This is a genomic window from Haladaptatus cibarius D43, from assembly GCF_000710615.1.
Classification (GTDB): domain Archaea; phylum Halobacteriota; class Halobacteria; order Halobacteriales; family Haladaptataceae; genus Haladaptatus; species Haladaptatus cibarius.
Genome location: NZ_JDTH01000006.1, coordinates 295940 through 316720, shown reverse-complemented (window position 1 = coordinate 316720; position 20781 = coordinate 295940). Strand labels below are relative to the sequence as shown.

At 60.2% G+C, this 20781-nt stretch carries 20 protein-coding genes; 12 read left to right on the top strand and 8 right to left on the bottom strand.

Going from position 1 to position 20781, the window contains the following annotated elements; all coding sequences use genetic code 11:
• Positions 1 to 111 precede the first annotated feature (111 nt).
• Positions 112 to 876 carry a cytochrome b family protein gene (locus HL45_RS17360; RefSeq protein WP_049972458.1) on the top strand — a complete coding sequence of 255 codons (765 nt, stop codon included), beginning with the start codon at positions 112 to 114 and terminating at the stop codon, positions 874 to 876.
• 45 nt (positions 877 to 921) lie between these two features.
• On the opposite strand, the gene HL45_RS17355 is transcribed toward HL45_RS17360, so the two are convergent.
• From HL45_RS17355 to HL45_RS17335, 5 genes are all read right to left on the bottom strand, one after another.
• Entirely contained in the window at positions 922 to 1695 is a 774-nt protein-coding gene (locus HL45_RS17355; protein ID WP_049972457.1) for a maleate cis-trans isomerase family protein, read from the bottom strand.
• A gap of 28 nt (positions 1696 to 1723) precedes the next feature.
• Entirely contained in the window at positions 1724 to 3352 is a 1629-nt protein-coding gene (locus HL45_RS17350) for a hydantoinase B/oxoprolinase family protein (protein WP_049972456.1), read from the bottom strand.
• Positions 3349 to 5355, bottom strand: a complete 2007-nt coding sequence (locus tag HL45_RS17345; RefSeq protein WP_049972454.1) for a hydantoinase/oxoprolinase family protein — start codon at positions 5353 to 5355, stop codon at positions 3349 to 3351. The genes HL45_RS17350 and HL45_RS17345 overlap by 4 nt, the downstream gene beginning before the upstream one ends.
• The gene (locus HL45_RS17340) at positions 5356 to 6573 is read right to left on the bottom strand and encodes an Nramp family divalent metal transporter (RefSeq protein WP_049972453.1); all 1218 of its coding nucleotides are present in this window, start codon (positions 6571 to 6573) and stop codon (positions 5356 to 5358) included. It abuts the gene before it with no gap.
• 184 nt (positions 6574 to 6757) lie between these two features.
• Positions 6758 to 7306, bottom strand: coding sequence for a ribbon-helix-helix protein, CopG family (locus HL45_RS17335; RefSeq protein ID WP_049972451.1), 549 nt, complete (start codon positions 7304 to 7306; stop codon positions 6758 to 6760).
• 218 nt (positions 7307 to 7524) lie between these two features.
• Between HL45_RS17335 and HL45_RS17330 the strand changes: the two genes are divergently transcribed.
• The 5 genes from HL45_RS17330 (at position 7525) to HL45_RS17310 (ending at position 10653) form a co-directional block, all read left to right on the top strand.
• The gene (locus tag HL45_RS17330; RefSeq protein ID WP_049972449.1) at positions 7525 to 7788 is read left to right on the top strand and encodes a hypothetical protein; all 264 of its coding nucleotides are present in this window, start codon (positions 7525 to 7527) and stop codon (positions 7786 to 7788) included.
• A gap of 72 nt (positions 7789 to 7860) precedes the next feature.
• The gene (locus tag HL45_RS17325) at positions 7861 to 8157 is read left to right on the top strand and encodes an AbrB/MazE/SpoVT family DNA-binding domain-containing protein (RefSeq protein ID WP_049972448.1); all 297 of its coding nucleotides are present in this window, start codon (positions 7861 to 7863) and stop codon (positions 8155 to 8157) included.
• The gene (locus HL45_RS17320) at positions 8154 to 8594 is read left to right on the top strand and encodes a PIN domain-containing protein (protein ID WP_049972446.1); all 441 of its coding nucleotides are present in this window, start codon (positions 8154 to 8156) and stop codon (positions 8592 to 8594) included. Before HL45_RS17325 ends, HL45_RS17320 begins: the two co-directional genes overlap by 4 nt.
• A gap of 89 nt (positions 8595 to 8683) precedes the next feature.
• Positions 8684 to 9934, top strand: a complete 1251-nt coding sequence (locus tag HL45_RS21960) for a hypothetical protein (protein WP_049972445.1) — start codon at positions 8684 to 8686, stop codon at positions 9932 to 9934.
• Between the two features lie 119 nt (positions 9935 to 10053).
• Positions 10054 to 10653 carry an HdeD family acid-resistance protein gene (locus HL45_RS17310; protein ID WP_049972488.1) on the top strand — a complete coding sequence of 200 codons (600 nt, stop codon included), beginning with the start codon at positions 10054 to 10056 and terminating at the stop codon, positions 10651 to 10653.
• Between the two features lie 24 nt (positions 10654 to 10677).
• Here the strand turns inward: HL45_RS17310 and HL45_RS17305 are convergent, their stop codons facing one another.
• Positions 10678 to 12219: an oligosaccharide flippase family protein gene (locus HL45_RS17305; RefSeq protein ID WP_049972443.1), complete on the bottom strand. Its 1542-nt coding sequence runs from the start codon at positions 12217 to 12219 to the stop codon at positions 10678 to 10680.
• A 146-nt stretch (positions 12220 to 12365) separates the two neighbouring features.
• Positions 12366 to 13799 (bottom strand): sulfatase-like hydrolase/transferase, encoded by a 1434-nt coding sequence (locus tag HL45_RS17300; RefSeq protein ID WP_049972441.1) that lies wholly within the window; start codon positions 13797 to 13799, stop codon positions 12366 to 12368.
• A gap of 210 nt (positions 13800 to 14009) precedes the next feature.
• Between HL45_RS17300 and HL45_RS17295 the strand changes: the two genes are divergently transcribed.
• The 3 genes from HL45_RS17295 to HL45_RS17285 all read left to right on the top strand — a co-directional run bounded on the left by HL45_RS17295 (position 14010) and on the right by HL45_RS17285 (position 17785).
• On the top strand, positions 14010 to 16100 hold the full coding sequence (locus HL45_RS17295; protein WP_084157076.1) for a heavy metal translocating P-type ATPase: 2091 nt from the start codon (positions 14010 to 14012) through the stop codon (positions 16098 to 16100).
• A 74-nt stretch (positions 16101 to 16174) separates the two neighbouring features.
• Complete coding sequence (locus HL45_RS17290; protein ID WP_049972440.1) at positions 16175 to 17470, top strand: MFS transporter; 1296 nt, start codon at positions 16175 to 16177, stop codon at positions 17468 to 17470.
• Positions 17471 to 17575: 105 nt separating this feature from the next.
• The gene (locus tag HL45_RS17285) at positions 17576 to 17785 is read left to right on the top strand and encodes a hypothetical protein (protein WP_049972439.1); all 210 of its coding nucleotides are present in this window, start codon (positions 17576 to 17578) and stop codon (positions 17783 to 17785) included.
• Positions 17786 to 17835: 50 nt separating this feature from the next.
• Here HL45_RS17285 and HL45_RS17280 read toward each other — a convergent pair whose 3' ends face one another.
• Positions 17836 to 18066, bottom strand: a complete 231-nt coding sequence (locus tag HL45_RS17280; RefSeq protein ID WP_049972438.1) for a hypothetical protein — start codon at positions 18064 to 18066, stop codon at positions 17836 to 17838.
• A gap of 249 nt (positions 18067 to 18315) precedes the next feature.
• On the opposite strand from HL45_RS17280, the gene trpS reads away from it, so the two are divergent.
• The 3 genes from trpS to HL45_RS17265 all read left to right on the top strand — a co-directional run bounded on the left by trpS (position 18316) and on the right by HL45_RS17265 (position 20770).
• A complete protein-coding gene (trpS, locus tag HL45_RS17275) occupies positions 18316 to 19419 on the top strand; it encodes a tryptophan--tRNA ligase (RefSeq protein ID WP_049972437.1) in 1104 nt (367 codons plus the stop codon).
• Positions 19419 to 19889 (top strand): GNAT family N-acetyltransferase, encoded by a 471-nt coding sequence (locus tag HL45_RS17270; RefSeq protein ID WP_049972436.1) that lies wholly within the window; start codon positions 19419 to 19421, stop codon positions 19887 to 19889. The genes trpS and HL45_RS17270 overlap by 1 nt, the downstream gene beginning before the upstream one ends.
• A gap of 83 nt (positions 19890 to 19972) precedes the next feature.
• Positions 19973 to 20770 (top strand): creatininase family protein, encoded by a 798-nt coding sequence (locus HL45_RS17265; protein ID WP_049972435.1) that lies wholly within the window; start codon positions 19973 to 19975, stop codon positions 20768 to 20770.
• Positions 20771 to 20781: the final 11 nt, after the last annotated feature.

The window sequence follows — 20781 nt, the reverse complement described above, 5'->3', positions numbered from 1 at the left end:
CAATCACAGCCACAGCGATTGAGATAATCGTGCGGTACGGAGCATTTCTCGAAAAGATTCATGCCCGAACAGCGACCCAGACCTAGTACGGACTGAGTGGGGGATGTTAGCATGGGGGATTCAAACGACACAAACGAGGAGCTACGCACAGACGGTTCACTCATCGTCCCGCCGGACGACGAATCGCCGACGTGGCTCGAACGAAAACAGCGAACGCAGGGACTTGCCCGACTGACTTACGAGTATTTCGAACGCGCGCGCTACGAAGACCAACAGTTGCGAGAGGAATCCAGTTACGTCGAACGCGACGTGCTCGCGTTCCCGACGTGGCCCCACGAGATGATTCGCAACCTCTCCATCGTGAGCTTTTTCGTCGGAATGATTCTGCTCCTCTCGGCGACACTGCCGCCGCATCTCGGCCCGCCGGCCGACCCGAGTTCGACGCCGCTCATCATCCTCCCTGACTGGTATCTGTACTGGTCGTTCGGCTTGCTAAAACTTGGGCCACTGAACCCGGAACTGTCCATCCTCGGCGGCGACAAACTCATGGCCGACCGAACCTACGGCGTCATCGCCAACATCGTCGTGGTCGGCGTCATCGCCATCGTGCCGTTCCTGAACAAGGGGAGCGCCCGGCGGCCGGTCGAAGAACCGTTTTGGGCCGCTGTCGGCGTGTTCGGCGTCATTTTCGCCACCACGATTAGCGCCTTCGCGGTGCAGAACCTCGTTCCAATCGACGCGAACCTGCTCTTCGACCTCACGTTCCTCCTGCCGTTCGTCGGCGGGTTCATGACCTACGCGATTCTCAAGGCGATGCGCGAGGGGTACATGTTCGAACTCAACCGGCGGTACTACCGACTGCGCCCGCCGAAATGAGCGCGGTCAAAAAGCGATAACACCGTCTCAATCAGCCCTTTCCGATCAGCCTTTCTGGCCCAAGCGACCCGGCGTGCTTCCGGCAACGCCGGGTCGCCGAAGCGCGTCCCAGAGCGTCGCTTGATTGCTCGTCACGACCGGAATCCCGAGGTCGGATTCGAGCGGCTCTACCGCCGGGAACGTCCGGTAGTTCGTACAGGAGACGAACACGGCGTCTACGGCGTTGGCGAGCGATTTCGAATCGCTCGCCGACGTAGACGGGGAACTCGACGCCGATTCGGCGTCGAGTTCCGCAATGACTTCCCGAACCTGCCGATAGGCGTCTTCGGGCCGCAGCGACCCGATCCCGGTGTTCGCCTCGATGCCGCGCCCGTCCAGTTCCACCACGTCGAATCCGGCGTCGTTCAAATAGGATTCCTCTCGGTCGTTCAGTTCGTCGGTGTACGGCGTGACGACCGCGATTCGTTTCGCGTCGAGTGCCTTCAGCGCGCGTTTGACCGAGAGGGCAGTTGCTACGGCGGGAACGCCCGTTGTCTCCGACAGCGACGTTTCGAGGTCGCTGTCGAACCCCTTCCCGTGCAGGAGGCTTCCGGTCGTGCAGGCGTAGGCCACGACATCCACGTTCGCGTGGGCCAGTCGCTCCGCGCAGGCAACGGCGTCGTCCGCCATCGAATCCAGTTCCTCGACGGTTACCGATTCGAGCGGCATTCGCGCTGCGTGAAGGCTCACGCCGTCGGGGAGCGCCCGCCGGAACTCGCCCTCGACCGTCGTGTTCGAGGACGGGACGATGACGCCGAGGCGGGCGCGCCAACCGAACATTATCGGCACCTCCGTGCCCGATTTTCGCTCATTCGTCCCACTCCATTTTCCCGTCCTTGCGGTCACGTTCAATTTCTTCCGGGTCGCGTTTCTCGGCGAGTCCGTGACCCCCGCCGCCCGGCGTGGCGACCGTAATCGTCGTTTCGGCGGGAACGTCTCGCGTCGTCTTCGCCGGAACGAGTTCGCCCGAAATGCGGTTTTCGCCGGGTTCGCCGTCCTCGCCGCCCGCGATACCTCGCGGGGCGACTCGGCGGCGTTCGGTCAGTAGGGACACCGTTGCGTCCGATTCCACCGTCACGGAACGAACGACGCCGAGGCCGCCCCGGTGTTCGCCGCGCCCGCCGCTGTTTTGGCGGAGTCCGTACTCCTCCACGAACAGGGGGTATTCGGCTTCCATCGCCTCGACGGGCGTGTTCAGCGTGTTGGTCATTCCGACCTGTACCCCGTCCATGCCGTCCTTGGTCGGCCTGCCGCCGAACCCGCCAGCGATGGTTTCGTAGTAGGTAAAGCCGTCCTCGCCGCCGTCTCGACTGCCGATTGTGAGGTTGTTCATCGTCCCCTGCCCCTGCGCGGGCACTCGGTCTGGGGCCGCCTCCGCGAACGCGGTGAACACCACGTCGGTTACCCGCTGGCTTGTTTCGACGTTGCCGCCGACGACTGCCGCGGGGACACGGGGATTCAACAGCGAGCCTTCGGGAACCGCGACGGAAATCGGGTCATAACAGCCTTGATTCGGCGGAATTTCGGGATCTGTCACGCACCGGATGACGAAATACACCGCGCTCTTTGCCACTGCCAGCGGCGCGTTCACGTTTCCGGCGACCTGTTCTGCGGTTCCGGCGAAATCGACCTCGATTCGGTCGCCATCGACCGTCACAGCGACTTCGATTGGGATTTCGTGGTCAGTTACCCCATCCCCTTCCATCACGTCCCTCGCATGGAACTCGCCGTCCGGCAGGTCGGCGAGTTCCGCGCTGATGCGGTCGCGCGAGTAGTTCATCACGGCGGAAAAGGCCGCGACGACGCGGCCTTTTCCGTGCTCTTCCACGAGGTCGCCGAGTCGTTTTTCCGCTCGTTCGTTGGCCGCGATTTGCGCGCGGATGTCCGCCTTGCGCTCGCCCGGATTCCGGACGTTTGCGAGCAGGAGGCTCATCACGTCGTCGTTCACGTCGCCACTTTTGACGAGTCGAACCGGCGGCAGTCGGATGCCCTCCTGATAGATTTCGCGCGCCCCGGCGGGCATGCTTCCGGGGGTCATCCCACCCACGTCGGCGTGATGTGCGCGGGAAACCGCATAGCCAAGGATCTCCCCGTCGATGGCAATCGGCGACACCATCGTCACGTCGGGGAGGTGCGTGCCGCCCTCGAATGGGTCGTTCAGCACGAACACGTCGCCGGGTTTCGGGTCGTATTCGAGCACCGTCGTCACCGCCGCGGGCATCGCGCCGAGGTGAACCGGGATGTGTTCGGCCTGCGCGACCAGACGGCCCGATTCGTCGAAGAGGGCCGTAGAGCAGTCTCGTCGCTCCTTGATGTTCGGCGAGTACGACGAGGTGATGAGCACTTGGCCCATCTCCTCGGCGACACCCTCGAACTGGTTGCGCATGATTTCGAGCGTCACTGGGTCGATGTCCTCCGTTGATTCTCTTTCGCTCATTCGTCCTCACCTCCCGACAGCACGAGCGTGCCATCGGCTTGCACTGTTCCCGACCACGCCGGGGGAACGACGACGGTGCTTTCGTTCTGTTCGAGGATTGCGGGGCCGTCAATTGTCGTCCCTTCTTCGAGTCCAACGCGGTCGAAAACCGCCGTTTCGTGGAACTCGTCGCCGAAAAAGACCTCGCGGGTTCCGTTTCTGGCTTCGCCCGCAGTTCGGTAGGAAACGGAGAGCGATTCGCGCTCCACGACCGCCGTGGCCCGCAGGTTCACCAGCTCTATCGGGTCGTCCATCGTGTAGCCGTAGGCGTTCTCGTGCGCCTCGCGGAATCGCTCCGCGACCGCTTCCGCATCGAACGATTCCCCGACGGGAACCGTGAGTTCGAAGCTCTGGCCGACGTAGCGCAGGTCTGCCGCCCGCTGAACCACCGCGTCGTTCGGGTTCTCAACGTCCGAAAGCACGTCCGCCGTGAGTTCGTCGTAGGTCGATTCGACCGACTCCAACGTGATTCCCGAAAGCTGACTTCGCAGGGTTCTGACCGAATCGTGTTTTTCGTCGGCGGCGAGGAGGCCGTAGGCCGACAAGACGCCGCAGGCGTGGGGGACGACGACCGAGTCCATGTCCAACCCGTCTGCGAGCGCGGCGGCGTGCATCGGCCCCGCCCCGCCGAACGCGACGAGTCCGAACCCACGCGGGTCGTGGCCGCGTTCGACGGTTACGGCCCGAATTGCCCGTGTCATGTTCGCGTTTGCGACCCGGAAGACGCCGCGTGCGGCGTCGAGTGCGCTGTCCAGTCCTGCTTCGTCAGCAAGTCGGGAAAGCGCGTCGTGGGCCGCCTCCTCGTCCAGTTCGAGTTCGCCACCGAGCGCCGAACTCCCGCCGATGTAGCCGAGGACGACGTTCGCATCCGTGACCGTCGGTTTCGTTCCACCGCGCCCGTAGCAGGCCGGGCCGGGATTCGCGCCGGACGACTGCGGGCCGACCCGGAGCGCGCCGCCCGCGTCCACCCACGCAATCGACCCGCCGCCAGCGCCGACCGTGTTCACGTCAACCATCGGCGTTTTGATTGGCCGACCGTTGATTTCGGCGTTCGTCGTTCGCTCGACCTCGCCGTCGCGGACGAGGCTCACGTCGCTCGACGTTCCGCCCATGTCGAAGGTGACCAAGCCGTCGAGCGTACGCTGATTTGCCGTCTCCGCCGCGCCGACGACGCCCCCGGCGGGGCCGGACATCGTCGTCGTGACGGCGTGTTCGCGGACGGTTTTCGCCGGGGCGATGCCACCGTTGGCTTGCATGATTCGCGGAACCGGCACGCCGAGGGTTTCGGCGCGCTCCTCCAATCGACCGATGTAGGCGTCGATTGCTGGCGTGACGTAGGCGTCCACGACCGTCGTGGAAGTTCGTTCGTACTCGCGGAACTCCGCGAGCACTTCGTGCGACGCGGAGACGGGAATGTCGAGTTCTTCACGAAGGACGTCTGTGATTGCCTGCTCGTTTTCCGGATGTTGGTAGGCGTGTAAAAACGCGACTGCGACGCTTTCTGCGCCGCAGTCGCGGATGTTTTCGGCGACTTGCCGAACCTCGTCCTCGTCGGGAGCGACTCGGACGCCGTCGATTGCGGTTCGCTCCGAAACCTCGAACCTGCGCCGCCGTGGAACGAGCGGCCCGGGTTTGTCCACGTTCACGTCGTACAGGTCGGGTCGGGCCTGTCGCCCGATTTCCAGCACGTCGCGGAATCCTTCAGTAGTCACAAGTGCCGTTTTCGCACCGTTCTCTTCCAGCAGGGCGTTGACGGAAACCGTCATCGCGTGAGTAAAGGCGTCCACGTCTCTCGGGTCCATTCCGGCCTCCTCGCAGGCCTTTTCGATGCCCGAGATGACGCCGACGCTCTGGTCGTCCGTGCTCGGAACTTTCGCCGTCACGAGTTCGTCGTCCGGCGGAAGGAGAACCACGTCGGTGAACGTGCCGCCGACGTCCACGCCGACGCGGGTGTTCCCGGCCATTCAGAACACCCCCAAACTCTGCCCGACGCCGTAGAGCGAGCGGAGTCCCAACCAAACGACGACGAGGGTGACGACCACGCCGATGACGTTCTGTGCGGTGCTGTTCACGTACTCCCCGAGGATGTCGCGGTCGTTCATCACGTAAATGAGGAAGACGGCGACGATGGGAAGAAGGATTCCGTTTGCAACTTGCGCGAAGACGATTGCCTCCACGGGTTTGAGGCCGAGGGCAGAGAAGACGATGCCGATGAGCAAAATTGAACCCCAGACTGCACGGAACTTCGTCGATTTGAGGTCGGTGTCCCACCCGAGCGCGCCAGCGGTGGCGTAGGCTCCGGCCAGCGGCGCGGTCGTCGCGCTCGTGAATCCGGCGGCAAACAGGCCGATGCTGAACAGAACCGTCGCCTGCGTCCCCGCGAGCGGTTCGATTTGTTCCGCCATCCGACTCACGTCGCTGATTTCGGTACCGGCGGGGAATGCCGCCGCCGCGGTGACGAGGATGGCAATGGTGATGCCGCCACCGATGAAAATCGAGAGTATCGTGTCGGCGCGCGATTCGCCCAACTCGTTCGGCCCAGCCCAGCGTTCTTGCACGCTCCCGGCGTGCAAGAACAGATTGTAGCCGACGACGGTGGTTCCGATGAGACCCGTGATGAGGAAGATAGAACCTTCGGGAACGCTCGGAACGAATCCCATCGCCAGCGCGTTGAGGTCGGGATCGATGAGTATCGCGTTGACGACGAACGCGACGGCCATGATCGCCACGAGTCCGACGAGAGCCTTCTCGATGAGTTTGTACCGGCCAGTCCACAACAGCACGCCAGCACAGAGTCCCATCAGCGGCCCCCAGATGTTCGCGCTGATACCCGTGATTCCGGCGAGTCCGGCGGCCCCGCCGAGGATGTTCCCGGTTTCGTAGGCCGCGGTTCCGACGCCGATTGCGCTCACCACGAGCGCGATGCTGACGGTCGAGAGAACGGGGTTGTCGAACTGCTCTTTGAGCGCTTCGCCAAGTCCGTTGCGCGAGACGACGCCGAGACGGGCGCTCATCTCCTGTAACACGATGGTTGCGACGATGGAAAACACGATTGTCCAGACGAGAGCGTAGCCGAACTCCGCCCCCGTCACGCTCGCGGTCGTCACGGTTCCGGGGCCGATGAACGCCGCTGCGACCATTGCACCCGGGCCGATGGATTGTAGTTTACCTATAATGTTCATGGTTGTTGACGTGCTATGGTGTCTCAACCCACGATTTGGACTTAAAACCCTTCTAAGAACGCCGTGTACTGCTGTCTACACCGTTATGTGGTCGTTGTGAAGTAGTATGAAATCGTATGTGGTATTCACACAGTGTCAAATTCTGTCTCCCTTCCCCTTCTGATTCCAGTCTCCCAATTTTCCCTCAGTCGTCTCGAACTTCCGTGATGAGCACCTTCGAAACTCCCTCTTCGATTTCGAGTTCGAACGGCAGTCGGGCCGTACTCAACTCGATGAATCGCATCATGAACCATTTCACCGACTCGGTCGGGAATACGACGTGGTAGGTGTCTCCCTCCGTCGCCCGAACCGTCAAAAACCCGCACAGCGACAGCCAATCGAGTAGTTCGCCGAGGCTGTCGAACCGGTTTACGTACTCGCGGGCGTGGTATTCGGACACTTTGTCGGCCTGCTCTAAGAACGCCCGATTCGGTTCGCCCGTCTCGTCTTCCACATAATCCAGAAAACAGTGGAGGAAATCCACGTCCAGCAGGACGTGCTCGCCGCTCGACAGCATCTGGTGGTAGGCTTCCAAATTCTCCCCGGCGTCCGCCGTCGCCGCGTCGTAGTTCGCCGCGTAGAAGGTGAGCGCCTGTCTGACGAGTTCGCTCTGGGCCTTGCCGGTCTGATTGACGAGGTTGTCGAGCGCCGTCTGTGCGTCGTCGTCGAGCGACACCGTGATGCGGTTCGTCATCCTGTCTCTATCTCGGGCGAGGAGGGTTATCGTTCTGTCCCCGTTTTTCGCACTTGATTCGGCTTGTCTGAACTATTTTCACAGTTACCATTCGATTTGTTCTGTAACGCTTACCTTTTCGGCGGAATTTCTGGAATGTAGATGATGTCGATGTGCAGTTCTCGATTTGCTATCTGTTAGTGAATATTTATAGGTTTAGAATCATAACCGCACGAAAGATGTCACCCTCCCCTCCGTTCTTCGACCGTGGAACTGGTACGATAGACACGACGCAACTTCTTGTCGAAGCAGCACCGCTCGCCAAGCTGATTGGACTGTTTGCGGCGATTGCACTCGTTCCGTTCTCGATAGCGTTTCTGCTGGGTGGTTACTCGATAATTGACGTGCTGTTTACGTTAATTGGTCAATTCATCCTCGCAGTCGGTTCCGGTATCGTTCTGCTGTACGTCGTCTCTCGTGGGATGCAACTTTCGCGCGAGTGACGGCCTCGGAGTGGAAATACCGAATAGATGTATTACAAAGGTTCAAGTATTACAGAACACTACCCATTACATATGAGCGACGCTGAAGAGGGAACCACTGTTACCGTCACGAGCAAGGGACAGGCAACGATTCCGAAAGAGTTCCGCGATAAGCTCCACATCGACACGCCAGGGCGTGTTCGATTCGTTGAGAACGAAACGGGAGAAATCGTGATTCGACCGGTCAAGCGCCCGTCCGAGATTCGAGGCGCACTCGCATCCAAGGCCGAAGACGGAGAACAGTCGGCCACGGAACTGCTCCGCGAGGAACGAGAGCGAGACAAAAAGAAAGCCGAAGAGAAAGAAAGCCGGTCGGAGCGCGATGAATGACGGTCGTCTTCGATGCCGAGCCACTTCTCGCCTTCTCGTTCGATGAACCCGGTGCCGCCGAAGTTGAGCATTGGCTTGGCCGCGTGTACGACAGCGAAATCGACGGCTACGTGACGACGATCAACCTTGCGGAATTTCGGTACATTGCCGCTCGCCAAACGTCAGCAACGGCAGCGGACGCCCATATCAACGACCTTCGGGAGATGGGGGTGACCGAATGCAAGATTGACGACCTATGGCAATCCGCGTCGGATTTGAAAGCCTCGTACAGTCCATCGCTCGGGGATGCATACGCAGTCGCCGCCGCTAAAGCTATCGATACTGACGACGGACAAAATGTAACCCTTCTCGTCGGAGCGGACGACGACTATGATGTGTTCGAAGAAACAGCGGAGTTCTCACACCTCATCGAACGCTTCCGAAACAATCCCGCCTGATGTGTGTCTGAAGGGAACAATTCCGTCGCTACTATTCAAGCCCCTTTCCCACACTTCACACTTTAGCCACTCCCCGACGTAGCTCTCCCATGCTCGGGTCGGGAACGACCGACGGAAACGCCACGCAACGAAACCGAAACGCACTGCTCGCGTGGATTCTCGTCGCAAGCATGGCCGTCGCCGTCCTCGCCAGCGCGCTCCGCGGCGATTACCTGTGGGCGGGATTCGGCGTCGCGTCGATTCTTCTCGCGCTGATACCGGTTTTCGCCTTCCGGCGATCGACCGCGATGGTTCCGTGGGAGTCGCTCCTCGCGGTGGCGCTCGGCCTCATCAGCGTCCCGGTCGGGTCACTCCTTCCGCGCTCGATTGCGACGTTCGTCGCCGTCGCGGGATTGGCGCTCGTGGTGGCCGTCGAGCTAGACTCGTTCACGGCTGTCGAACTCTCTCCGTTTTTTGCGGTGCTGTTCGTCGTCGTTGCGACCATGGCGAGCGCGGGGCTGTGGGCGGTCGTGCAGTGGACTGCCGACGGCATGCTCGGCACGCAAAATCTGTCGAGTCTCAACGACGTGATGTGGTCGCTTCTCGCGGCGACGGGCGCAGGAATTGTCGCCGGTGTGCTGTTCGCCGTCTACTTCCGGCGCGCCGATACAGCACGGTTCGGGTTTCGGCCCGCCGACGGGCGAGCACGAACTGAGGATACGACCGCCGTCGGAGCGACCGAAGGCTGGAACCTGTCCGAAACGCGTCAACGACAGGTCGTTCGTGCGTTTCAGCTCGTCCTCGTTGGTGTCCTGCTTTTCGGCTTGTTCGAGGTGAACGTCGGCATCATCGTCAATACGGCGGTCGCTCTCGCGCTGACCGAGGTTCCGGCCCTGCTCGAACGAAACTACGGACTGCCGATGGATACGCGACTAACACTCTGGATAGTCGTTCCCGTATTTTTGCACGCAATCGGGACGGTCGGCCTGTACCAGTCGATTGGCTTGTGGGATCAACTGACCCACGCACTTTCGTCCTCGGTCGTCGCGGCGGCGGGCTACACGGTCGTTCGCGCGCTCGACGTTCACGCGGATTCCATCTATCTGCCGAAGGAGTTCATGTTCGTCTTCATCCTCCTGTTTACGCTCGCCTTTGGCGTGCTGTGGGAACTACTTGAGTTCGGACTCGATGGGGTCGCGTCCATGACGGGAACCGAAAGCGTTCTCGCGCAGTATTCGCTCGGCAACACGATGCTCGATTTGGTGTTCGACACGGTCGGCGGCGTCGTGGTCGCACTCTGGGGTGCGCGGTATCTGTCTCACGTTTCCGACGCGCTTGCGTCGGAAACGTTCGAATCATGAGCGTTGATTGAATCATGAGTATCGATTCATGATACATTCTCATTTTCAGCCGCAAAACATCATCACCCTACCACTGCCGTTATGGTCGCTTACGTTGCACGAGCATGGGGGAAATCGAAATGAGTACCGTCAGGACACGGGATGGAGAGGAGTTAGCGAACACGGTACAGGATACGTGGCGACTGCTGATGGGGGTCGGCGTCGTGCTGACCGTCGTCGGGTTGGCGGCCATTTTTACGCCGCTATTCACTAGTATCACGTTGTCGTTCCTGCTCGGCGCGTATCTCGTCGTCGGTGGCATCGCACACTTCGCTCATGCCGTTTCGGGGCGAGGGTGGGCCGGATTTCTCGGACAGGCGATTTTAGCGCTCGTCTTCGTGGTGGCGGGGATTGCATTCCTGTTGAACCCACTCATCGGACTGTCGGCGTTGACCCTGCTGTTGATCACCTTTTTCCTCGTCGAAGGATTGGTGGAAATCGGCATGGGGCTTCGCCTGCGTCCGGCGCGAGGGTGGCTGTTGGTCGTTATCAGCGGAATTATATCGCTCGCTGTCGCCCTATTCGTCTGGCTCGAGTATCCGAGTTCCGCGCTGTGGGCGGTCGGACTCTTGTTCGGAATCGGCCTCTTTACCAGCGGTCTGTCGATAGTTGCGACTGCGATGGGCGGACGAGCGGTTGCGAAGGGGGTAGTCGATGAAAAAGTCGGAGAGACGGGATAGTCGTCTTTGGGGTCGTTGGCTCCCTTAGGTCGGGAGGTTCTCCGCGAAGAAGTCCCGGTCTTCCTGCTCGATTCCGAGGAGGTAGAGCACGCCAGCGAACGCGACGAGTCCAAGGACGCCGCCGACGATTCCCTGAATGAGCGCGACGACTGCGCTGGAACCCAGTCCCGCGACGTAGCCTTCGAGCACCGTTTTGGTTCCAAACATCACTGCCGCGGAGACGGCCCCGGCCAACACCGGTTTGATGTACCGTCTGGAGTAGGGAAACAGCCGTTCCGTATACCAGACTTCGATGATTCGGAGGGCGTTGATAGAGACGATGACGCTCGCGGTTGCGATTGCCGCACCGATGAGTCCGAACTGCTGGATGAGCAGGTAGTTCAAAACCACGTTACAGACGCCGAGCATCCACTGATTGACGAGTGTGAGATAGTGATGGTCGGTCATCATCAGCACGTATCCCGACGGCCCGACGCTCACGTTTGCGAGTTGGGCGACGACCAACAGCAGCAGGACGGACGTTCCTTCTTGCGCGAACGAATCGCTGAACACGACCAGCAGTTCGTGTGCGTAGATGGTGGCTCCGATTGCCGGAAACAATCCCAGCGTGAACGTCCATCGGGTGATTCTGCGGTACAGCGATTCCAAATCGTCCATCTTCCCGTTGTTGTACAACTTCGACGCGATGGGCGGGAACAGTTGACTGAACGCGCTGAGGGGGAGGAGGAGTATTCCGGCGAGGACGGTGGCGATTTTGTAGATACCTGCCGCATCTTGCGTCGTGATGTAGGCCCCCGCCAGAAATCCGACCATGAGGAGGTCAACCTTGCTTGCGAGAACCTGTCCCGTCTGATTGGCGGTGAGCGGCAGTGAGAAGTCATAAAACTCGACCATTTCCTTCCGCGAGGCACCGAACTTCGGTTTGAGGTTCGTTTTCTCCACCACCAGATAGATGGCGATACAGAACACGATGGCTGAGGCGATAACCGTCGCGGCCACCGTCCCAATGAGGGCGAATCCGAGGAGAATAGCGACCGTAACGCCCACGACGCGGAGAAGTGGAGTCAGAATGTTTCGAATGAGGACTTGGTACTCCGGCATTTCGAGACTCTTGAAGAGGCTCCCGAAACAGCTAATGAGCGTGTCGAGGGGGAGTAAAAACGCGAAAACGCGCAGTATATCGACGAAGTACGGCTGATACTCGGGGTCAACGAACTGCGTAATCCACGGGGCGGCGATATAGATAGCTACGCCGACGGTAACTCCCCCGACCAGCGAAGTCAGATAGGACAGTCCGAGCATCCGGCGGCGTTTTACCGGGTTATCGTCGTATTTTGGGACGAATTTCATGATGGACTGGTTCGTCCCGAGGTTGGTGAACACCTGCGCGAAGGTAAGGACGACCAATCCGAGGGTGTACACCGTAAACAGCGTTCCTCCCAGTCCCCGAACGAGTATCCAATTCAATAGAAATCGAAGTCCGTTGTCGAGACCCTTCCCAGCCATAAAAAAAGACGCACCGCGAGAAACGGATTTGAGCGATGAGTCCGACGATTGGTCAGCCATTATCTTAGATTAGGGCTATACGATTAGAGCCGATTATCTCTTGCGCTTTCGCCCCTCGTGTGTGAGCGTCTGTGTCGCATACACGGAATAACTGTCGAACGGCCGAACAAAACCACAGTTGCACGAAATCGGATGAATACGCTATTTTATAGATACCCTAGCTCTTCGAGCCGTGACTCGGTTGCGGAATCTATCTTTGTTCCATCATTTTTGTCTGCCGCCGCAGTCGCCTTCGCTTCCGCGACTGGCGTGTCGAAGAAGTCCGGTTCGACTTCGGGCGTTCCCTCACCTGTCTCGACCCTTTTTTGCCACGAGAGTCGATCTGGGTCTAACTCGTATTCGGTTCTGGTTCCGAGCGAATCCCACACCGTCTTTTTCGTTCCGTCGTACACACAGCGAATCATTCTGTCCCAGTACTCGCGGTTTTCCGGCGGTTCCGGCCCTGCGCTCATCCCGACCAGTTCGGCGGGGAATCGGTCGCGGAACACGTCAGGCGTCTCTCCGTTCGCCAGTCCCACGACGAGGTCGCCGAAGTCGAGTTGGGACACGTATCCGTCTTCTTCCTTGTCGTAGCCCTCCGGCGGATTGATGAGCAACAACGGGACGTGAAGCAGTCCTTCCGAGAGACTGCTTTTGTGATTTGCGAGGAAATCGTCGGCTTCCGTTCCGTGATTTTCACCGTGGTCTGCGGTGACGACGATGGTCGTCTCTCTCCCTCCCGAATCGAGAACGTCATGGACGAACTCCGCGAGAATACGGTCTAAATACTCGATAGTCGCGCCGTACACCTGCTCGCGGAGGTGCCAGTATTCGTCGTGACGTTCCGACTCGTCCATCAACTCCCACACGTCGTACTGGCTAGACGTCCACGAATCCGGCACGTCGTTGAGCGACGAATCGAACCACTTGCAGGGGTGAAGCGGCGTGTGCGCATCCATGAGGTTGCAGAACCCGAAATAGGGTTCGTCGATGCTGTCGATATGCTGTTTTGCGGTTCGAACCACCGCAGAGCCGCCGTCGTCCACCTGCTTCGAAATCGGCCCCGTTTTGGTCATGGCGTGGAGGTAGCCGAACGCGGTATTTTTCAGGCTCAAAACCGGATGGTCGTGTTTCACCGCCTGCTGGAGGTATTCAGTGTACTTTTTCACGCCGGTCGCGTCGGTTTCCTTGCCCACTTCGTTGAGGCTGGTCGCTTCCGGATAGCGGTGTTTCGGCTCGATTTCTGACAACTCGTCCACCCACGAATCGAATCCGTAGGTCGAACTGACGAAGGCGTTTGCACTCACGCCGAACGTGGCGTGGTCGAGGTCGGCGAGAAACGTCTCCTCGCGCGGAATGCTGTCGAATCGCCGGTTGTGCGTGTGAACACCGTGTTCCGACGGTAGTTTCCCGGTGAACATGCTCGCATGACTCGGAACCGTCCACGAACTCACCACGCGACACTGCGTGAACGACACGTCCGCGAGGCGCTGGAGTCGCTTTGCGTACTGCGAAAAGAAGTCAGCGCGCACCGTATCGAGACAGACGACGACAACGTTTCGCGGCGTCGAAGTCTCTGTCTCTCTTTCAGCGGGGGGCATTAGTACTGCAAATACGCAACTGAGGTAAAACGATGATGGCCACCTATTCAAAAAATGGTGTGTTGGATAAATAGAGGTGTTTTGCGGGTTCTTCGAACGCCACATTCCGGTTATATCAGTCTCGGGAATGTTTTATTTGTCATTTCTTCTTCCAAGTGTGCAGAACAGACTGAAGTGTCCGTCCCGCGTACTCCTCTCGGGTTGGGGAGCATGACCGATGGACACGAGGAAAGCTACGACCGCACGAGACGACCAGTTTCGCACGAGCAAGCCGACGCGGAACACGGCGACGGTTCGGAACACGAGAACGAGCATCGCGCCCACGTTGACCACCACGGACACGAGACGATGTTCCGGCGGCGCTTTTGGGTCTGTCTCGTCCTCTCGATTCCCGTCCTGTATTTCAGCCCGTTCGTGCAGGAAACGGTCGGTTACTCCGCGATTTCGTTTCCCGGCAGTGCGTGGATAACGCCGATTTTCGCCGTTATCATCTTCGGCTACGGTGGTTTGCCGTTCCTGCGCATGGCTTCTGTGGAGGCGAAAAACCGCGAACCGGCGATGATGATGCTTATCTCGCTCGCCATCACCGTCGCGTTCGTCTACAGCATCGCCGCGTTTTTCTTCCTTCCCGGCACGACGAGCTTTTTCTGGGAACTGGTGACGCTCATCGACGTCATGCTCCTCGGTCACTGGCTTGAGATGCGGAGCGTCCGGCAAGCCTCCGGTGCGCTCTCCGAATTGGCGAAGTTGATGCCCGACACCGCGGAGCGAATCAAAGAAGATGGCACGACCGAGGAGATTTCGACCGCGAACCTTCGAGGCGGCGACTTGATTCTCGTCCGACCGGGCGCGAGTATTCCGGCGGATGGCGTGGTCGAAGACGGCGATTCGACTGCCGATGAGTCGATGATTACCGGCGAATCCCGACCAATCGGCAAAGAACCCGGCGACGAGGTTATCGGCGGAACCGTCAACTCCGGCGACGGAAGCCTTCGCGTCCGCATCACTGCAACCGGCGAGGAGACGACGCTGGCCGGAATCATGCGCCTCGTGGAAGAAGCCCAAGGAAGCAAATCCAGAACGCAGGTGTTGGCCGACAGGGCCGCCGGGTGGTTGTTTTACATCGCACTGGCTGTCGCTGGGGTTACCGCAGTCGCGTGGATTCTGGCCACGGGATTCGACATCGCGGTCGTGGAACGCGTCGTCACCGTTCTCGTCATCGCCTGTCCGCACGCGCTCGGGTTGGCGGTTCCGCTGGTTGTCTCCATCAACACCTCGTTGGCGGCCCGAAACGGCGTTCTCGTCCGCGACCGAATCGCCATGGAGAACGCCCGGCACCTCGATACGATAATCTTCGACAAAACCGGAACCCTCACGAGAGGCGAGCAGGGCGTCGTCGGCATGGAAACCGTGGATGGCTGGGACGACGAACGCGCACTCGCGCTCACCGCCAGCGTCGAGGGCGATTCGGAACACGTCATCGCGCAGGCGATTCGCCGAAAAGCCGAGGAAACGGGTGCGGAAATTCCGGATGCAACCGGGTTCGAAGCCATCAAAGGCAGGGGCGTTCGGGCGACGGTCGAAGGCCACGAACTGCTCGTCGGCGGGCCGAACCTGCTCGAACTGGCCGATGCAGACCTTCCGACGACCCTGACGGAGTTCGTAGAACAAGCCGGGGAAAACGGCCAGACGGTCGTCTACCTCGTTTCCGACAGCGAGGTCGTCGCGGCGCTCGCCCTCGCGGATGTCATCCGCGAGGCGAGCAAACGGGCCATCGACGCCCTTCACCGAATGGACATCGAAGTCGCCATGCTGACGGGCGACAGCGAAGCGGTCGCCCGATTCGTCGCAGACGAACTCGCCATCGACACTTCCTTCGCCGAAGTGCTTCCCGACGAGAAAGACGAGAAAGTCGTCGAACTCCAACGGCAGGGAAAACTGGTCGCCATGGTCGGCGACGGCGTCAACGACGCGCCCGCACTAACCCGCGCCGACGTGGGAATCGCCATCGGGAGCGGCACCGACGTCGCAATCGAATCCGCGGACATCGTCCTCGTGGAGAACGACCCGCTCGACGTGGTGAAACTCGTGGAACTGAGTCGTGCGAGCTATCGAAAAATGCAGGAAAATTTGGTCTGGGCGACCGGGTACAACGTATTCGCGCTTCCGCTGGCGGCCGGAATTCTCGCCCCGATTGGCATCCTCCTCTCGCCAGCGGTTGGTGCGGTGTTCATGTCTGCGAGCACGGTTATCGTGGCAATCAACGCCCAGCGACTTCGGAACGCCGACCTATCCGCGTAGACGAACGATTTCCGGAAACATTGGGTATGCACCCACTCGTTTAACACCCCACCACACATCGTGCGAGTCATCCGATGTCGTCCAGTCGCCGGTCAGTCACGAGTCACCTGCAAACCGCGGTTCGCAGATTACGCGGTGACGGCCGCGGCTGGATTCTCACCGCGGTTGCGCTCGGGTGGGCGTTCACCCTCGGTTTGCGATTTCTCGTTCCCGCGCTGTTGCCCCAAATCAAATCGACGTTCGAAGTCACCAACGCGACTGCCGGACTCGCTATCACCGCCCTCTGGGTCGGCTACGCCCTGATGCAGTTCCCCGCCGGGGTGCTCATTAACCGCATCGGCGAGCGAACGCTTCTTTCGACGAGCCTCTGCCTTTCGGGAATCAGTCTGTGCCTCATCGGATTCTCCCCTGTTTTCCTCGTCTTCTTCGCCGGAAGCACCGCATTCGGCCTCGGTTCCGGGTTGTACGGCCCGAGTCGCGGCACCGTCCTTTCGCGCACCTACACGCGAAATGCTGGCGCGGCGTTCGGCGTCACGCTCGCCGTCGGAAGCATCGGTTCGGCAATCCTGCCGAACCTTGCAACCACCGTGGTCGGCGCGGTTGGCTGGCGATACATCCTCGCCGGACTCTCGATTCCGTTCTTCGCCGTCGCGGTGCTGGCGTGGCAGGTCGTTCCCGAGCGCGAGCGAGGGACGACCCACGAAAGTCGGGAGTCGGCCGACAGTGGAACTCAAGAATCCACTGACGGCGGAAATCCTGCTTCCGAATCTACGAAACTCCTTGACCGCCGCGCGCTCCGGGACATCGTCCGAACGTTCTCCGACCGCTCTATTTTCCTCGCGGTCGTCGCCATGGCGCTCCTGCTGTTCGTCTTTCAGGGCCTCACCGCGTTTCTGCCGACGTATCTCCAGACGAAGGGAATGAGCCAGCAGACCGCCGCCCTGCTGTTCGGCGTGATGTTCGTCGCAGGTGCGATTTCGCAGGTCGCCGCCGGGAGCGCCGCAGACCGCGTTGGGGTCAAACCGGTTCTTCTGGTCATCACCGCAGTCGGCGTCGTCACTCCGGCGGTTCTCACGGTCACGTCCGGAACCGCGGTTCTCGCCGTCGTCGTTACCATCCTCGGCTCCCGGATGGCGATTGCTCCCGTTACGAACGCCTACGTCGTCGGGGCGCTCCCGGAGCACATCGAAGGCGCTGCGTGGGGATTCCTCCGAACCGGATTTTTCTTGGTCGGCTCGACCGGTTCCACCTTCGTCGGCTATTTTGCAGATGCAGATCGGTTCGATTTCGCGTTTCTCGTGCTGGCAGGTCTGTCGGCCGTCGCGCTTGGATTGTACGCGATGCTTCCGGACGAGGAATCGTCGCGGTAGCATAGCGTATCACGGCCTCGTCGAAATTCGTAGCAGGAACGCCAATCGTCTTTAAAATGTCATTGAAAAGAATACTTTTTATGTCCCACTTTTGTTCAGTCCTGTATGGACGAATCCGCCCTCCAGAATCGACTTCATCGAATCAAGCGACGCCAGTATCTCATTCTGGCTTTGCTTTTGATTCCGAACTTCATCCTCCTCGGCGAGGTCATCGGACTCTGGTTTGCTGGCGTTCTCGCCGCCTCCCTCGCCCTCATCGGCTTCGCACTGCTCACCATCAATCGTAGACGAAACCGGAACACGGTAGAACAGTAAACTGCACTCGGATTTTTGTTCGTATAGTGGAGTGCGAGGTAGTTACGGTTTCAACGTTCCATCTCAGTTTCGACGGAGAGCCACCACAGATGCCCTCGATTACGCGCTTCCGTGTGTTCGAGAACGCCCTCCTCTACCAGTTCGGCGAGTCGGTTTTTCATCCATTCAATCGTGGTGTCGAACTCGTCCGCGAGGTACCGCGTGTTCACGACCGGCGCTGGCGCGCCTCGAATCGCGGCGACGATTTCTTCCGTTTCGATGGTCGGTTGCCCCGTGACCATGGTTTCCCTCCGTTGTCGAAGTGTATGGTCGGTTCGGCCGCTTGGGCGGCCGAACCGGATTTGCCAGCGTGTTGTTGTCCGGACGAAACGTTTTTGTCCGCTACCGCTGGAGTAGAAACTGGCATGTATCCATCTGCCACTGCCGGTGGTCGATTTTGGCCGACCGCGGCACAGTAACAAGACTTCTGTTGTACCGATAGAGCGACCGCGAACTACCGCGGAGGGACGATATGGAGGTGAGCGATAGCTATGCCCGAAATCGACCCGTGGGGTAACGTCGAAATCACCGACTACGAGGCGACGATGCAACAGTTCGGCATCGAACCGATTGCCGACCTCGCAGACCGACTGCCGGACAATCGCCTCGTTCGGCGGAACATCGTCTTCGGGCACCGCGACTTAGACACCGTGCTGGACGCCCGCGACGAGGGCGACCCGTTCGCCATGATGACCGGCATCATGCCCTCCGGAGTGTTCCACTTCGGTCACCTCGGTGTGGTCGAGCAGGTGCTCATGTTTCAGGACATGGGCGCAGAACTCACGCTCTGTGCGGCGGACATCGAGTCCTACGCGACCAGAGAGATGTCGCTCGAAGACGCCCGCGAACTCGTGGTTGAGGAGTACCTGCTGAACTACGTCGCGCTGGGATTAGACCTCGATTCGACGGATTTCTACTTCCAGTCGCAGGCGGGTAACGACCATCTGGTTCGAAGCAAACTGTTCGCCCGGCACGTCACGCAAAACGAGTTCGAGGCGACCTACGGCAACGCAGACCCCGGTAAGATGGTGTCGGCGCTGACCCAGTACGCGGACATCCTTCGCCCGCAATCGCCGGAGCACGGCGGGCCGAAACCGACCGTCGTCCCGGTTGGTATCGACCAAGACCCACACGTCAGGTTGACGCGGGACGTAGCCTCTCGCTACCGCGATGCGCCGTACCTAAAGCCCGCCAGTACGTACCATCGGTTCATGCGGGGATTGCAGGGTGGGAAGATGAGTTCGTCCGACCCGAAAAGCTACATCGCCCTCACCGATTCGATTGCGGACGCGAAGCGCAAAATCGACGAGGCGAAAACCGGCGGCCGGGTCAGCATCGAGGAACACCGCGAAAAGGGTGCGAACGTCGAGGAGGACATGGTGTTCGAACTGCTCGCGTACCATCTCGTGGAGGACGACGACGAACTGCGCCGGATTCGAACGGAGTACGAATCCGGCGCGATGCTCTCGGGTGAACTGAAAGCGATTGCCAAAGACCGACTAGAGCGGTTCCTGCGCGACCATCAGCAAAAGCGCGAGGAAGCCAGACCGAAAGTCGAACAGTACGTCGCGGAGCACACCGAGGAACTCACCTGATGCGAATCCGGCGACTCCGTGCGACCGAACTCGTCCGCTTCGTCGACGACCTCTGGTTGCCGTTCGCCCGCGAGATGGCGGCGATGGACGAGTTCGACACCCTCGCCGAGCACGGGGTTCGTGCGAACGTTTTTTCGTACATCAAAGATCGCTACTCGGACGACGATATCGCCACGTTCGTCGCCGACGACGGCGACGAACTGGTCGGCTACGTGACCGTGGAAAAGCGGGCCTCTCCCCCGGTGTTCGTCCGCGGCCCGCGGGGATACATCGATAGCCTGTACGTCGTCCGGAGTCGCCGAGAGAGTGGTATCGCCACCCGACTCATGCTCCGCGCGGAATCGTGGGCGCGGCGACAGGGCTGTGAGTACCTCTCGCTCGACGTTCACGCCGACAACGAAATCGCACAGTCGCTGTACCGGCGCGACGAGTTCGAAATCAAGCGGCACCGGATGACGAAGCGGTTGTAGTTCTCTCGAACTGCTACCGCTTCTGGCCAGAGTCGATTTCCGCCGAGCGGAATTTTATGCTCCTTCCCCACGCTTGTTTCAGCATGTACCTCGCCGACAAGACGTGGCCGGAACTGGGCGATTACGTCGCCGAAGAATCCGTCGCCGTCGTGCCACTGGGTTCGACCGAACAGCACGGCCCGCACCTGCCGCTTGCGACCGACCACCTCATCGCGGAAGCGGTAGCCCGCGAGGCCGCAGACCGAGCGGGCTACCTCTGCACGCCGACGATAAACATCGGCGTCAGCCCCCACCACAAGCAGTTCCACGGAACGATGTGGGTCGATGCACGCGTGTTCCGCGACTACGTCGAAAGCTTCACGCGCAATTTGACGTACCACGGCATCGACCGCGTCGTGTACGTCAACGCCCACGGCGGGAACATGCAACATCTGCGCGAGGTCGGTCGGCGACTTCGTCAGGACGAAGTCGCCTTCGCCGTCGAGTGGATGTGGGACGAGTCGATTCCCGACCTCGTCTCCGACCTGTTCGAGCACAACGGCCCCCACGGCGGGCCGAAGGAGACGGCGATGATTATGCACATCGCGTGCGAGTTGGTCAGAACCGACCAACTCGCACGCGCTCGGGATGGAGGCCTCTCCAACCTCGGGGAGGGGAACTTCATGATTCACGGCGCGCGCAACTACTACGACGCAATCGACAACACCGAAAACGGCGTCCTCGGCGACCAAACCGACGCAACGCCCGAAAAGGGCGAACAAATCTTCGAGGCCGCGACGGAGCAACTCGTGAAACTGCTCGACTGGGTGGACGACGCGCGATTTTCGGATTTGATGGCGAAACCGCACGTTGACCCGCAACCCGGCAGTCGGCGGGAGTAGTAGCGTTGGAT